The following is a 15,336-nucleotide window of genomic DNA, read 5'->3' as shown; positions in this document are numbered from 1 at the left end:
AAGATATACTTGAAGTTTGTGCTCATGAGGATAAGACAAGCGGCGGCGATGGCAATCCTTGGGCTGGCTCCGGCGCTGACCGGTTGCCTGACCCATACCCGCATCGTCCCCAAGACCCGCCCCGCCGACGTCGTCCTCAACGCCGAGCTCGAAGATCTCCTCAAGCAGGTCGACGTCCGCTTCAACGCCGCCCAGACCATGAACGCGAGCGTAGAGATCGTCGCCACTACCGGCGGCGGCCGCCAGGGCAAAGAGACCCAGTACCCCAGCTTCAGCGGCTACATCTTCCTCAGAAAGCCGCAGGACCTCCGCGTCCTCCTGCGTGTCCCCTTTCTCGGTTCGGTAGCGCTCGACATGGTCAGCGACGGCAAGACCTGGAGGCTCTGGGTACCCAGGCGAAATCTGGCCATGACCGGTACCAGCGAGGTCACCAAGCCCTCCACCAACGGCCTCGAAAACCTCCGCCCCGCCGTCTTCTTCGACTCCCTTCTCATCCACGGCCTCGGCCCCGATCAGGTCGTCTCCCTCACCCAGGACACGCGGGTGATCGCCAACGATAAAAATCCCAAAGACCTTATCGAGGAGCCGGACTACGACCTTGAGTTTCTCGCCCAGCCCCGGGGCCAGACCGCCCACACCGTTCGCGTCATCCACATCAGCCGCGCCAACCTGCTCCCTTACCAGCAAGACATCTACGGCCCCGATGGCACCGTCGTCACCCGCGCCTTCTACAGCAACTACCAGAAGTTCGGCGACACCCCCTTCCCTATGAAGATCGAGATCCGCCGCCCGCAGGACCAGTACACCCTGACCCTAACCCTCACCAAGCTCGCCCTCAATCAAAAGCTCGAAGACGACCAGTTCGAACTGAGAATCCCCGACAACGTCCCCATCAAAAAAATGGACTAACTCTACCCCTGCGGTTGGTGCTCCCGTTGGTCGCGAAGAATGATCTGTGCCGACCATCGGGAGGCCCTAGGCAAAGCCGGTATACACCCCACGAAGTGGGCGCCGCCCGCGCAGGGCGCCCGTCCGGCAGGACCATCATCTCGACCGAAGCACTTTGAAGCTAATCCTCCGCCCACCGCTCCCCGGCATCGGTCACACATACGAGCCGCGCTCCGACCGCCGCCCCTCGTGCTTGACGACCGAAGCCAGTGCCCCCAGCAACAACGCACCACCCGCATCCGCGAACACCGAGAAATCCAGCGGAGACTTCACGCCAAGACTCCACGTCATCGCCAGCGCAAACAACGTGAACAGCCCAGCCGCCCCATACGCGACATACTCCAGCTTGTATCCAATCAGCAGCCCCACTCCAAACACAATCTCAAACCCGGTCGCAATCCACGCCAGCGCAGGAATCAAAGCCTTCGGCGCAAAGCCATTCAACACGCCGCAGTAAGCCACAAAGTGTGCCCAGTCGCCCCACGCCGCTCGTGGAGAACCAGGCGGCCCCCACAACCCAAATCGATCCGCCACCGCCGAAAGCAGCGTCACCGCCAGCGCAACCCGCCCGACCCACAACGCAAACATCACAACACGAGAAGATCTCATCAGCAAAGAATAAGGGATCGAAGCTCTGTCCTGCCGGACGGGCCCACTGCGCGTGGAGCGGTCACTTCGTGACGCGTATACCGGCTTCGCCCAGGCCTCCCGATGGTCGGCACAAGATCTCTTCGCGACCAACGGGAGCGCCAACCGAAGGGGTATACAAGTCACGAAGTGACCGCCGCCCGCGCAAGGCGCAGTTACATAAAATCCCGAAGCCCCGCCCGCTCCGCATGCACCGCAATCGCCTCATTGATCTCAAGCGCCAGCGCCAGCGCGGCCCGCCCATCCTCGCCCGAGACCACTGGACGCGTCCGCTCACGAACCGCCTGCAGAAACGCCTCAATCTCCAGCCGCAACGGCTCCCCCAGCTCCACCGTCACCTTCTTCAGCGACAGCCCCGCCGAAGGATGTGCTCCCAACTGCGCACCCGCCTTCTCCGCCAAAGCAGCCAGCATCGCCGGATCCATCCCCGCAGCCGCCGTCACATCGATCATCAAAAGATCCTGCCGCGCAAAGTCCAGCGAGAGATACTGATGCGGCTGAAAGAATCGCAGCTTCCTCACCCGCTCCGTGCTCACCCGGCTAGCCGTAAAGTTCGCAATACACCCACTCTCAAACTCCACCCGGACATTCGCGATATCCACCTTGCGCGACAGCACCGGCAGCCCTACCGCCCGCACCTCGCGCACCGGCGAAGCCACCAGGCTCAACACAATATCCAGATCATGAATCATCAGGTCCAGCACAACATCCACATCGAGCGATCGCGGCGTAAAGATGCTCAGCCGATGCGCCTCAAAGAACATCGGCTTATGCAGATGCTCCCGCGCCGCCGTCACCGCCGGATTGAACCGCTCCAGATGCCCCACCTGCACGATGCGCCCATGCCTCCGAGCCAGCTCCAGAATCGAATCCGCATCGGCCAGACTAGCCGCCAGCGGCTTCTCGATCAGCAGATCCACCCCAGCCGCCAGCAGCGGAGCAGCAGCACTCGCATGATGCACCGTCGGCACACACACTGAAGCAGCATCAAGCCGCCCAACCCCGCTCTGTGTTCCAGCCAGGCAAGCCTCGATCGTCGCAAAGCCCGGCACCCCGAACTTCTCCGAAGCCGTAGCCACAGCCGCCGAATCCCGATCCACCACGGCCACCAGCTCCACCGCCTGCCCCGCCTGCTGCAACTCCCGCAGCACCCGCAGATGATTCCGCCCAAAGGCTCCCGCCCCAATCACCGCGACCCGCAGAGCCTGCCCGCCCGCCACTACTTCTTTTCGACCGGAGCCTCAACCGCCTCGCGGCAGCGGGCATACAGCTCGAGCAGATGCGTCACCTGGTCCTCACCCTTGGCCGAAGACGGAACTCCGAAACCGGTCGACCCAGCCGACTTGCTTCCAACATTAGCCTGCGCTGCAACAAACTTGAGTAGATCGAGCGCGATATCTTCGGTACGACGCGCTGCGCTGATAGCTTCCATGAAGTGTTTCCTCGTTTCTCTCAGCTGATGTTAACGGCCCACCCGCCATGCACGCAAATGGGGCACCGCTCCACCACAACGATAGACTTCTTCTACAGCAGCTCGAGGAGGTCCACTCAGAGATGAAGTTAGAGATGCAAGACGAAATTAATGACGACGGGCTGAACAACTTCGAAGCCGAAGGCGTCGCACTCCCGCCGCTCCAACTCCACGGCCACGTCGAACACGAGGGAGCCCGCATCTGGTACGCCGCCTACGGCACCGGCACGCCCGTCCTCCTCCTCCACGGAGGCCTCGGCCACAGCGGCAACTGGGGTCATCAAGTCCCGGCGCTCCTCGAAGCCGGCCACCGCGTCATCCTCATCGACAGCCGCGGCCACGGTCGCAGCACACGCGACACCCGCCCCTACACCTACGAGCTCATGGCCTCCGACGTCCTCGCCGTCATGGACACCCTGCATCTCAAACAAGCGACCTTCATCGGCTGGAGCGACGGCGCCTGCATCGCTCTCATCATCGCCGCACAAGCCCCCACCCGCGTCGCCGGCGCCTTCTTCTTCGGCTGCAACATGGACCCCAGCGGCCTGAAACAAATCAACCAACACAACCCCCTGCTCTCCCGCTGCCTCTCGCGCCACTTGCAGGACTACGCCCAACTTTCCGCCACACCCGACCACTTCCACCAGTTCGCTGAGGCCATCGGCGTCATGATGAGGTCCCAGCCCAACTACTCCGCGCACGATCTATCCCAGATCAGCGTGCCAGTCCTGATTGTCCAGGCCGAGCACGACGAGTTCATCCGCAACGAACACGCCGAATATCTCGCCCACAACATCCCAGATGCAAAGCTCGTCTTCCTCAAAGGGGTAAGCCACTTCGCCCCGCTTCAGCGGCCGCAACAATTCAACGAAGCCCTGCTCGCCTTCCTCAGCGAACACCAACCCCAAAGCTAGATCGAAGCGAATGTCCCGGACGGGCCTCCTGCGCGGAGGGCGGGCGTTCACACGCCTTTTTAGAGCTTCGCGTGCTCCTCCCGTTGGTCGGAAATCATCTTCCGTCGCGACCAACGGGAGCGCCAACCGAAGGGGTATACAAGTCACGAAGTGACCGCCGCCCGCGCAGGGCGCACTTCGCATTGGTTATCTTGGCCTAACCGGCAATCCCACAACGCTTCGCCGCCTGCACCCCACAGACAATCTCATAAGCGATCGTGCCCACCAACCGCGCATGATCCTCCGCCGTCACGCCATCCCCCAGCACCACCACCTCATCCCCCAGCACCACCCCCCCAATCCCGCTCACATCCACCACCGTCAAATTCATCGACACCCGCCCCACAATCGCCGCCCTCTGCCCTCGCACCATCGCCCACCCACCAGCCCGCGCATTCGACGCCGAAAGCTCCCGCCGCAGTCCATCCGCATATCCCACCGGCAGCAGCGCCAACCGCATCGCCCGCTCCGCCACAAAGATCCCGTTATACCCAACCGTCTCTCCCGCCTGCACCTCGCGCACCCCAATCACCCGCGTCTTCCACGTCATCACCGGCTGCAGCTCCTGCCGCACCGCACTCAAGCCCCCACCCTCAATCGGCAGACAGTACCCATAAAGCGCAATCCCTGCCCGCACCATCGACTTTGCCCCAACCCCACCAGCCTGCCCACGCAGCCACGCCAGGTTTCCCTCCGCACCCTGGTTATCCACCGTCGAAGAGTTCCCCGCATGCACCCACCCCGGCCGCAACCCCGCCGCCCGAACCGCACCCATCGCCTCTTCAAATCTCTTCCTCTGCGCCACCGTCTGCGCCGACCCCGCAACCTCCGACGAAGCAAAGTGCGTCATCACCCCATCCACCCGCACCGCCGTCTGCACCGTCACCCACCCCAGCAGCGCCTCCAACTCGCGCCCCGGCGCAACCCCCTGCCGAGCCATCCCCGTATCGATCTCCACATGCACCGCCACCGGACCGCCCCCACTCCGCCCCGCAGCCTCCGCCAGCCACTCCATCTGCTCTCTCAGCCAAACCACCGGCGTCAATCCATACCGAATCACATCCACCGCATCCTCGCGCAGCAACCCCGACATCACCAGCACTCCCGGCTGCTCCCCAAGCGAAATTCCAGCCCCAGTCAGAGCCTCCCGAACCCCCGCGCCCTCCGCCACATCGGTCACCCCCAGCCACTCCGCACCCGCCCGCGCCAGCACCGGAGCACACACCGCCACCCCATGCCCATACGCATTGGCCTTCACCACTGCCAGCACCGCGGTCTCCCTACCAGCCGCCTCCCGCAGCAGCCCGTAGTTCCCCGCCAGCCGCCCCTCCGAAACCTCCACCCAGCTCTTCACATCCTTATCCTACCGTCGCCTTCCCCCCTCCAGCAGATACCTCCCCAAATACCTCCACAGATACGGTCGTACTGTGAATAGATACGGCAGCTGCCGAGAATCGCAGCGAACGCATGGCGACGCCGGAGCCACGAGTCACGCCGTTTGACACGAAATACCCTCCGCCCTAACATAAGGCTGTTCCCGTGGGGCACGTCGGCACCCTCTGCCGAAAGGGCCAGGCCCGCCCGCTGAAAAAATCTCAGCCGGGATGTGCCTATGCCCACCATTGAAACCTACCGCAAGCAAGCCAAACTGTTCCTCCGCTGGCATCGCGAAGGAGACTATTCCATCGGCGAACGAGTACGCCGCCTCGAACGCTATCAGTCTTTGACAGACCAGGAAGTGCTGGCGCTCAAGTTCCCCCTTGCCCTGGCGCAGGAGATCGTCGCAGTTGAAGCTGGCTATCAAAAATGGGCAGACCTGAAAGCGGCAACCGCCGGAGCAACCAGAACGCCGCGCGCTCCATCCAGCCAGCTAGTCCTCAAAAAGGTCACGCCCATCTTGTTCGTGCGCGACGTCACGACAAGCGCCGTTTTCTTCCAACAGAAGCTGGGCTTCGAGATCGACTTCCTCCATGGCCTGCCTCCGTTTTATGGCGCAGTCTCACGAGATGACGTCTGCCTGCACCTCCGCTTCGTGCACCAACCCTTCTTCGCTCAAGCCGCCGCTCAGGAGAAATCATTAATCGTTGTTTCCATCGAAGTCTCAAACGTTCAAGGCCTGTTCAAAGAGTTCAAGTCGCGGGATGTCGAGTTTGCTCAAAAGGTCACCAGGCACCCCTGGGGTGGAACTGATTTTCACGTGCGAGATCCCGACGGCAATGTCCTCTCCTTCGTTACCTACGGTTGAACGTCACATCCGGTTGAAAACTGGCCATCTCCAGCCCGCAGTCCACCTCACTCTTCGTATCCGGAGTTCAAATGGCGACACTGCCGGAACCAAACTCACCCCCTGCCCCAAATACCTCTTGTTCCCCATCGCACCCCGAGTGTGATACAAAGCCACGTCTGCAGAAAGCACACCCGCCGCGCCTCCACCTGGAGTTCGCGGCGTCTCCAAGGGGTCCGTCCGTCGCCATGAAAATGAATAGCCGTTCAGTTGCACTGTACGCCAGCCTAGCCGCCGCTCTCACCCTCCCCCTCCCCGGTTGCAACAACGACAGCGCCAGCAGCAACGCCGCCAAACAGCTCGCAGCTCTCCAGGCCCAGCAGGCCAAAAACATCGGCAACTTCTCCAACACCGTCTTCCTCGGCGACTCCCTCACCGCAGGCTTCCAGAGCGGTTCGCTCCTCGACACCACCCAGGTCCACGGCTGGGCGCCCGTCCTCGCCGCCCAAGCCGGATTCAACATCATCCAACCTCTCATCGGCTATCCCGGCGCGCCCAACGTCCTGCAGCTCGAATCGCTCGGACCACCACCCGTCATCACCACCGCTCCCGGCACCACCAAAGGCCGCGATAACTTCGCCACCCAGGTCACCGACCTCGCCGTTCCAGGAGCCCTCCTCAACGACGTCATGAACACCGTCCCGCTGGTCAATCCCGCTCCCGGCCAGCAGCAGCTCAACCAGCTCGTCCTCGGCTTCCCCGGCCTCGGCTACGGACAGGCCAACAGCCAGGCCACCTCCGCCATCAACGCCCAGCCCACCACCATCTTCCTCTGGATCGGCAACAACGACGCCCTCGTCGCCGACATAACCGGTATGCCCAGCAGCATGACCTCCGTCGCCACCTTCACCAGTGAGTACCAGGCCCTCATCACCGAACTCACCACCAAGGCCCCGGCCCATCTCGTCATCGGCAACATCCCCGACGTCACCCGGGTCCCCTATCTCACCCCAGCCGCCCTCGTCCTCGGCGAAGTCTCCGCCCAAACCGGCCTTCCCACCGCAGTTCTCAGCCAGGTCCTCGGCATCGTCCCCGGCGATCTCGTCAACCCCACCGGCACCGCCGAGATTCCCCTCATCCTCACCGGCCATCAACAAGGGCCCATCTCCGACTCCGGCGTCCTCTCCGCCGCCGAGGTCGTCACTGTCCAGGCCCAGGTCGCAGCCTTCAACCAGGTCATCGCCGCTCAGGCCAAAGCCGCCAACGCCACTCTCGTCGACATCAACGCCCTCTTCAACCAGGCCTTCACCAATGGTGTCACCATCGACGGCTACACCGGAACCTCCAGCTTCCTCGGCGGCATCTTCGCCCTTGACGGCATCCACCCCACCAACGTCGGATACGCCGTCGTAGCCAACACCTTCATCGACACCATGAACACCGCCATCAGCACCAAGATCCCTGACGTCCCGCTAGGCCCCGTCGCCGCCACCGACCCCTACTGGCCACCCAACCTCGCCGCCCAGGTCGCCCCCTCCGCCCGACCCAGAATCATGCCCGCCAACGTAGGCAAGGCCATTGCCCCCATCCTCGGGAAAAAGTAGCGATAGTAAAAAAATAGCCGCTGTTTGTTCCACAACCCACCCATACCACCCCAAACATCGTCATCTCGACCGAAGCGACAGACAGTCTCATCGTCTGTCGCGCAGCGGAGAGACCCCCCGTATTTCGCATCCGTCGGAATCATCTTCCCTCCGACCAACGGGAGGACCAGGCGAAGCGGTATACAAGTCACGAAGTGACCGCCTCCCGCGCAGGGAGCCCGTCCGGCAGGACATGCTATCTTCTTGAAGCAGTTCACCGCCTGATCGACACGGCCCGCAGCCTAAGACCCGACAGGATGCACAGGAGTAATCCGCCCATCCCGCAGCGCGAACAACTCCCCGCGCCACACCACCGTATCCCCGGCAAAGCTCCACATCCAGAAACCCAACCCAAAAAAATCCCGCAACGGCAGCAGCCAAAGATCGCGCAGCACCTGTTCATCGCCCAGCACGCCCACCCCGACCGAAAGCGCCACCGCCACTCGAGCCAACAGCACCACACTTAGCAAAGAGAAGCTCCACAGCGCCAGCCCGCTCGCAACGCAGGTCATCACCGCCCACGGCACCGCATACGTAATCCCCAGCCCAAGGTAGCCCAGCTTGCGCGAGTCCCGCGTCGAGCGCGCCCATCGCAGCTGATGGTCCTTGAACCCGCCAAAGTGATACTCCGGCACCGTCGTTTCCACCACCTCGTTCGAAAGCTCCACGCGATACCCCGCCCCCGCGATCCGCGCGCCCATCTCATAATCGTCAGCCAGATACTCCGTCAGCGACTCCAGCCCCCCCGCCTTCGCCAGCACGCTCTTGCTGGTAGCCAGCGTCGACCCCAACCCAAAGTGAATCCCGCCCTCCAGCCTCCGCGCCGTCAGCACCCCGGGCAGAAAATCCGTCGAGATCCCCAGCGCCTCCAGCCGCGACCACACCGCCCCGCCCTCCGCCGTCCGGCCAATATAAGGAGCCGTCACCATCCCCACCTTCGCATCCGAAAAACACCGCATCACCCGCGTCAGATACTGCGCCGAGACGCGAATATCGCTGTCGTTGATCACCACATACTCATACTGAGCCGCGCGCAGCATCTGGACCAGATTGCTCACCTTGCCCGACGTCCCCAGCCGCTCCCGGCACTCCACCAGCCGAATCGCGCATCCAGGAAACTCCGCCTGCAGCCGCTCGATCTCGCCCACAGCCGGATCGTTCCGACTGCTCACGCCAAACACAATCTCGAACCGACCCGCATACTGCTGCCGGCAGTGGCTCACCAGCCCGGCATACATCCGCTGGTCCACACCCTTCACCGGCTTCAAAATCGTAACGTCCGGCGCAAAGCCGGCATCGACGCTCTTTCGCCGCCAGTAGTGCGCAAAGTCCCGCGTCCCCCACAGCGCCAGCAGCAGATAAGCCAGACCCGCAAGGGTCAACAGCGTCGTGATCGCCTCAATGGTGATGGCCATCCCACTAGTCTAACGGCTATCACAGCGGCATCCATTGGTCGAAATCATCTCCCTCGCGACCAACGGGAGCGCCAACCGAAGGGGTATACAAGTCACGAAGTGACCGCTGCGAACCGGGGTCCCCGCAAACAGGTCTTCGTTTGCGGGGTGGCCACGCGCAGGGCGCCCGTCCGGCAGGACACGCCAGCTACTCATACCGCAAAGCCTCGATAGGATTCAGATTCGCCGCCTTCCACGCCGGGTAAATGCCAAAGAGAAGTCCGATCCCGCACGAGCACCCGAAGGCCAGGGCAACCCACAGCGCCGATAACATGGAAGGAAAGAAGAGGTGGAGCACCAGAGCGATCGCACTGCCGATCAGCACGCCAATCACGCCGCCGACAGCGCACAGCGTAATGGCCTCCAGGGTGAACTGCGCTAGGATGGTCTGCTTGCTCGCGCCGATCGCCTTGCGCACCCCGATCTCCCGCGTTCGCTCCGTCACACTGACCAGCATAATATTCATCACGCCGACGCCACCCACCAGCAACGCCACGCTCGAGAGAGCAAACAGCAGTAAAAACAGGCCACCCGTGATCGTGGTCCATAGACGGGTCAGCGAATCGGTTCCAAAGATCGCGAAGTTGTCCGGCGCCTCGTTCTTCACCTTCCGCCTGCGCCGTAGCAGCTCCTCCAGCTCATCCTGCACCAGCGTCTTGTTCTTTTGGTCATCAAACTTCAGGCTGATCCAGTAATCCAATATCTCCGGGTGGATCTTGTGGAACGTAGTCACGGGGAAGAACGCCTTGTTGTCCTCCGGGTTCTTACCTCCCCCAAACGCCTGTTTCTGTTTGTCCATCACCCCCACGACGGTAAAGGTCATGCCCGCGATGGTCACCTCCTCGCCCACCGGATTCGTCGCGCCGAACAGCCCGTCCGCCGTATCGATCCCCAGCACGACAACGTTCGCCGCCCGCTCAACGTCACTCTCGTTAAAGAAGCGGCCATCCCTCAAGTTCAGCTCATACACATCCTTCACACTCGCCGTGTCCCCCTCCAGCGTCGTCCCCTCCATGATCTTGCTGCCGTACTTCACCGCGACCGTACCCTCCACCCCGCTCTTGTCCCGATACTGCAATCCGGGCGTCACCGCCACCACATGCGGCAACTCCTTCATCGCCATCGCGTCCTCGTAGGTCAACTGCTTCCGCGTCAGCATCTCCGTCGTAGGCCGCACCCCAATCACAGGAAACCGGAAGACCCAGATCACATTCGTCCCCAGCGACTCCACCAGGCCAGACACACTCGAGTTCAATCCGTTAATCACCGACGAGATGATAATCACCGTCATCACGCCAATCACAATTCCCAGAATCGTCAGGCCGCTGCGCAGCTTGTTCGCCCGCAGCGTATCCAGAGCCATCACTACCGTTTCTTTCGTATCGGCGATCTGCATCAACGACCTCCCTGCCCTCTGTCCCTACTCACGCCGTGCCTCACTCCGATCTCAGCGCCACGATCGGATCCAGTTGCGCGGCCTTTCGCGCCGGATAGACCCCGAAAAAGATTCCCGTACCGGTGGCCATAACCAGCCCGGCAATGACGCTCCACAGCGCAATCGTCGAAGGAAATCCGGCCAGAATCGTAATCACCTGCGCCACCAGGATTCCCCCGATCACGCCGAAGACTCCGCCCACCAGCGCCATCGTCCCGGACTCGATCAAAAACTGCATCAGGATGTCCTTTGGACGCGCGCCCAGAGCCTTGCGGATCCCGATCTCGCGCGTCCGCTCCGTCACGCTCACCAGCATAATGTTCATAATGACGATGCCGCCAACCACCAGCGAGATCAGCGCCACCGCCCCGGCCACCGCCCCAAACGACCGCGTCACGATGCTGAAGAATCCCACCAGCGTGTTGTTCGTATCCAGCTCAAACGAATCCTCGGCTCCCGGAGCGTCATGCCGGCTCGATCGCACCAGAACCCTCACCTCGTCCGCCGCCGTCTCCAGCACCGGTCCAGCCGCGCCCGCCTTCACATAAATCGTCAGCGTCTTCGCCGTCCCATAGCTCTTCTGAAACGCCGTCAGCGGCACGGCCACCCAGTTGTCCTGGCTCGCGCCAAACGTGCTCCCCTGTTTCTCGCTGATCCCAATCACTGTGTACGGAGTGCCGTCGACCCGCAGCTCTTGTCCCAGCGGATCCACTCCCGCAAAAAGATGGTCCTCAATATCGGTCCCGATGATCGCCACATGCGAGGCATGCTCCTGGTCCGCCTCCGTGAACCCGCGCCCCTGCATGATGTTCAGGTTCTGCAGCGAAGGCATCTGCCACGTATACCCCCGGATGTTGGTATCGGTCGAGGACTCGGTCCCGCGCACGATCTTCCCTATCACGGCCTGCTGCGCGCCAATCCCGATGCAGTGCCTGCAGTTCGCCGCCACATACTGAAAGTCAGGGTAGAGGATGTCCTTGCGCTTCTGATACCGCTGGTAGTCCTCCGGGCTGGTAATGATCTGAGGCATCTTCGAGACGGTGAAGACATCTGCGCCATAGCTGGCGAACTTTGTGGTGACATAGGTGTTCGCGCCGTTGACCAGCGTCACTACCGCAATTACGCTGGCTACGCCGATAACAACGCCGAGCAGCGTCAGCACCGAGCGAAGCTTGTTCGCCCAGAGCGACTGCAGCGCGATCTTTACGGCCTCTTTGAATTCCATTGCCTGTCTACCCTGGATACGCTTGATACTACGCTTGAGACTACCAGCCCGAGGGGGTCTCCAAAGCGAGACTTCCCTTGCTCTCTCATACGCAATCAAGCGGGGTTTGTTCACCCAGCCCCAAAGAGGTGTCAACTTTACGATGTGGGTCGGCCAGAAATTGTGACGTAGAACCTGGCATCCCAGGTCTCAGAAACGAGGCCTGGGAAACCTGTCTCTTGCACTTAGTCGACTTTAGTGAAGACAGTGGTGATTGCATTCGCGTCGAGCACAGTATGGACTTCATTGCCCTGTCTGACCACCACAAAGGCCAGATCCAGTGCAACAGGGCTGTTGGGGGTGAAAACCACCGCCGTTCCAGTGCAATCCCGATTGACGGAATAAGTGCCGGTGGCCGGAGTCCAACCGGTGTTTAGCGGCACGCCGCCAACGACCGTGTGTTCCACCCAGGTCAGACTACCCTTGCCGTCGAAATGAGCCACGCCGACCGAGCGGAATGGTGTTCCGGGTGGGACACCGGGGACGTTAAGTAGGACACCTTGGGAAGCGAAGCCATAATCGCCGGACAGCGTCCTATTCGAGCATCCCCGCTCGTGAGAAAGGTTAGAAGAATCCGGCAATTGAGCCGGGGCGGGAGTGCTGGACATCACAACGCAGCAAACGATCATAACGAACGCTGTGGTTATTGAGACTTTCGAGAGCAATCGGTGGTTCATTTTTAGACCTCCTTAAGGTCTGGGTTGAACTGCATGGTTTTGCCGGATGCTTCCAGTACCCGGAGGCGTACTACAACGTAGTCCCAGGTCTAAACCAGGATTGCAATCCGAGGATTTTGGGAGGTCGTGAGGTTCGCCGGACGACGCCCCTCATCCCGAGTGGAAGCACCATCGCACCTCTGGCAGGAGCGATCAATGCACCGCGGGTGAATTGATGGTGAACTGCAGAAACCGCAATAAAATGTGAGCCTTAGCGTTCAAGGTGAACTGTGTCCTGCGCCCCTCGTAAAGGCGTTGGAGTAAAATCCGAGACCACGAAGCGAGGCTTCCTTTGGTCACTGACCGTTCCTATGCGATTTGTGTCCGGTTTGACCGATATGAGGTCGATCTGAATCGCAGCGAGTTGCGAAAAGACGGCGCGACGGTCGCCATTCAGGATCAGCCGTTCCAGATACTTCGCATGCTTTTGCTGGCAGAGGGAGAAATCGTCACGCGAGAGCGACTATGTGATGCCCTTTGGCCTAAAGACACATTTGTCGATTTCGAACACGGGATCAACACCGCAGTGAAAAAGCTGCGCCAGGCTCTCGAGGATTCTGCTGAGCGGCCAAAGTTCGTCGAGACTCTGCCACGGATCGGCTACCGCTTCATGGTCCCAGTCGAGTGGACCAGCAGCAGACCCGGTCCGAGCCTGCTGTCGAACGTTGTGTCGATTGCCCCGCCAGAGACGCCGAAATCTTCCCAATCGGGTGCAACGAAGCGGCGTTGGGAGTTGAAGGCCTCCTTAGCAGCGGCGATTCTGGGAGCGATCGCCTTCGCTTTTTGGGTTCGTTCAGCCGTCATTGGTCATTTCCAGGGTTCTCGACCAAACTTCAGCCAGCGACGGTTGACGGCGAATCCCCACGACGCGCCGCTGACCAGTGGGGTGATCTCGCCGGATGGCAAATATCTGGCCTACTCGGATCCCACCGGACTCTATCTGCGAAATGTTGACAGTGGGGAGACCATTTCTGTGCCCTTGCCGAAGGATCTTGATGTAATGCCGGAGAGCTGGTTTCCTGACAGCCTTCACCTCGTCGTGTCCCATTTTGATGATTTGGAAAAGAAGCCTCCCAGCCTTTGGCAGATATCGGTCGTAGGGGGGACGCCGCGAAAACTTGCGGATGTAGGCCTGTCTGCCAGAGTGTCGCCAGATGGCTCAAAAATCGTATTTTTGAAGGGCAAGTGGGATGACGAAGAGATATGGCTGATTGATACCGACAAAAATACCACCAGTAAGATCGTTGACGGAGGTGGGGATCATTTCGGCCCGGTTGCGTGGGCGCCTGATGGCAAGAGATTTGCTTGCGTCAGGATGCCTGACCGCTTCAGTCCGGTCGGACTCGGAATGCGAATTGAAGTGTTCGATGCGACGACAGGCAAAGGCGAGATGGTACTGCCGGATTTTCGCCTGGGCACCGCGATTGCCTGGCCCGACAACGGACGCCTGATTTACGCATTGCAGGAGGCTCCGCCTAACGACGAAAACTTTAACCTTTGGTGGGTCCACCTGGACTCACGCACAGGACGGCCTTCTGGCTCTGCCACCCGTATTACAAATGATCAAACGCCTATCGCTGGTATTAGCGTGACGAGCGATGGAAAACGCATCGCTTTGCTTCGCCGGGAGTTCCAGACAGACGTTTACTTGGCGGAGCTGCCGGCGCAAGGCAAGCAATTGAACGCGCTTCGCCGTTTCACCCTGGATGACAGGGACGATTTGCCATCCGCCTGGACGCCGGACAGCAAAGCTGTTCTGTTCGTCTCGAATCGCGATGGGCCCAACCATATATTCAGACAATCGATCGATGCAACACATCCCGATTTATTGGTGGGCGGAAAAGATAACCTCGGCCCTCCTCAGTTGACCCCCGACGGGTTGAGCGCGTTGTACCTGGTCTTTCCTTCATCAGGCAAGCCTTCAGACAATTCGCGGCTCATGCGCATCCCCCTCTCGGGCGGTTCCTCACAACTGGCTCTCGAAGAGCCAGGGATCGGAAACTATAAGTGTGCAAACCTCCCTTCTACTCTGTGCATCTACAGCCGGATCGAAAATGGACAGCAGAGATTCTTCACCTTCGACCCGACGGGAGGAAAAGGAAGGGAGCTTTTGGCCGCGAAGAGGCAGTCCGATGATGGACCGGGCAGCGTGTGGAGTCTGTCTCCCAACGGAAGATATCTGGCCAGCCCCAAGTCAGCGAACCCATACGAAGCGTCCGGGCTGCGTATCCTTGATCTGAGCGGCGGCACAGAACGGGACATTTCCATATCGGGATTGCCACTCATCATGGGTATGGATTGGGCCCCGGACAGCCGAAGTTTGTGGCTGGGCGGCTATATGGGTAGAAGTTCCGGAGGGAGTCGCTCAGGACTTCTGAGGGTCGATCTCATGGGCAAGGTCAGGACAGAGCTAGAAGGATCAAGCATGGCGATATGGTTCGCTATTCCTTCTCCAGACGGCCGGCGGGTTGCCGTTTTAGCTCATACGGACAATTCCAACGTGTCGTTGCTGGAGAATTTCTAATTTGTGCCGCGCGCAGCGTTAGTATCTGGTGAGCCCAGACAACCGGTGGGATACAC

Annotated in this window: 13 protein-coding genes; 5 read left to right on the top strand and 8 right to left on the bottom strand. The window is 60.9% G+C overall.

Annotated features, from left to right (window positions below; all coding sequences use genetic code 11):
• Positions 1 to 24: 24 nt before the first annotated feature.
• On the top strand, positions 25 to 909 hold the full coding sequence (locus HDF10_RS13770) for a LolA family protein (protein WP_221271714.1): 885 nt from the start codon (positions 25 to 27) through the stop codon (positions 907 to 909).
• 192 nt (positions 910 to 1,101) lie between these two features.
• Here HDF10_RS13770 and HDF10_RS13765 read toward each other — a convergent pair whose 3' ends face one another.
• From HDF10_RS13765 to HDF10_RS13755, 3 genes are all read right to left on the bottom strand, one after another.
• Entirely contained in the window at positions 1,102 to 1,539 is a 438-nt protein-coding gene (locus tag HDF10_RS13765) for a hypothetical protein (RefSeq protein ID WP_221271712.1), read from the bottom strand.
• A gap of 212 nt (positions 1,540 to 1,751) precedes the next feature.
• Positions 1,752 to 2,816, bottom strand: a complete 1,065-nt coding sequence (locus HDF10_RS13760) for a Gfo/Idh/MocA family protein (RefSeq protein WP_183814337.1) — start codon at positions 2,814 to 2,816, stop codon at positions 1,752 to 1,754.
• Positions 2,816 to 3,028, bottom strand: a complete 213-nt coding sequence (locus HDF10_RS13755) for a hypothetical protein (RefSeq protein ID WP_183814335.1) — start codon at positions 3,026 to 3,028, stop codon at positions 2,816 to 2,818. The genes HDF10_RS13760 and HDF10_RS13755 overlap by 1 nt, the downstream gene beginning before the upstream one ends.
• Positions 3,029 to 3,150: 122 nt before the next feature.
• Here HDF10_RS13755 and HDF10_RS13750 point away from each other — a divergent pair, with 122 nt between their 5' ends.
• Complete coding sequence (locus HDF10_RS13750; protein WP_260177879.1) at positions 3,151 to 3,981, top strand: alpha/beta fold hydrolase; 831 nt, start codon at positions 3,151 to 3,153, stop codon at positions 3,979 to 3,981.
• Between the two features lie 196 nt (positions 3,982 to 4,177).
• Here HDF10_RS13750 and alr read toward each other — a convergent pair whose 3' ends face one another.
• Positions 4,178 to 5,374: an alanine racemase gene (alr, locus tag HDF10_RS13745; protein ID WP_183814333.1), complete on the bottom strand. Its 1,197-nt coding sequence runs from the start codon at positions 5,372 to 5,374 to the stop codon at positions 4,178 to 4,180.
• Between the two features lie 258 nt (positions 5,375 to 5,632).
• Here alr and HDF10_RS13740 point away from each other — a divergent pair, with 258 nt between their 5' ends.
• Entirely contained in the window at positions 5,633 to 6,265 is a 633-nt protein-coding gene (locus HDF10_RS13740; RefSeq protein WP_183814331.1) for a glyoxalase superfamily protein, read from the top strand.
• 227 nt (positions 6,266 to 6,492) lie between these two features.
• Positions 6,493 to 7,848 (top strand): GDSL-type esterase/lipase family protein, encoded by a 1,356-nt coding sequence (locus HDF10_RS13735; protein WP_183814329.1) that lies wholly within the window; start codon positions 6,493 to 6,495, stop codon positions 7,846 to 7,848.
• Positions 7,849 to 8,129: 281 nt separating this feature from the next.
• On the opposite strand, the gene hpnI is transcribed toward HDF10_RS13735, so the two are convergent.
• The 4 genes from hpnI to HDF10_RS13715 form a co-directional block, all read right to left on the bottom strand.
• Positions 8,130 to 9,302, bottom strand: a complete 1,173-nt coding sequence (gene hpnI / locus HDF10_RS13730; RefSeq protein WP_183814327.1) for a bacteriohopanetetrol glucosamine biosynthesis glycosyltransferase HpnI — start codon at positions 9,300 to 9,302, stop codon at positions 8,130 to 8,132.
• A 187-nt stretch (positions 9,303 to 9,489) separates the two neighbouring features.
• On the bottom strand, positions 9,490 to 10,737 hold the full coding sequence (locus tag HDF10_RS13725) for an ABC transporter permease (RefSeq protein ID WP_183814324.1): 1,248 nt from the start codon (positions 10,735 to 10,737) through the stop codon (positions 9,490 to 9,492).
• A gap of 40 nt (positions 10,738 to 10,777) precedes the next feature.
• Entirely contained in the window at positions 10,778 to 12,001 is a 1,224-nt protein-coding gene (locus tag HDF10_RS13720; RefSeq protein WP_183814322.1) for an ABC transporter permease, read from the bottom strand.
• Positions 12,002 to 12,225: 224 nt separating this feature from the next.
• Positions 12,226 to 12,717 (bottom strand): hypothetical protein, encoded by a 492-nt coding sequence (locus HDF10_RS13715; RefSeq protein WP_183814320.1) that lies wholly within the window; start codon positions 12,715 to 12,717, stop codon positions 12,226 to 12,228.
• Positions 12,718 to 13,048: 331 nt separating this feature from the next.
• On the opposite strand from HDF10_RS13715, the gene HDF10_RS13710 reads away from it, so the two are divergent.
• On the top strand, positions 13,049 to 15,280 hold the full coding sequence (locus HDF10_RS13710) for a winged helix-turn-helix domain-containing protein (protein ID WP_183814318.1): 2,232 nt from the start codon (positions 13,049 to 13,051) through the stop codon (positions 15,278 to 15,280).
• The last annotated feature ends 56 nt before the right edge of the window (positions 15,281 to 15,336 follow it).

This window comes from Tunturiibacter empetritectus (assembly GCF_014201375.1).
Classification (GTDB): domain Bacteria; phylum Acidobacteriota; class Terriglobia; order Terriglobales; family Acidobacteriaceae; genus Edaphobacter; species Edaphobacter lichenicola_D.
The sequence above is the reverse complement of the archived record's forward strand: the minus strand, read 5'-3'. Positions and strand labels throughout refer to the sequence as shown.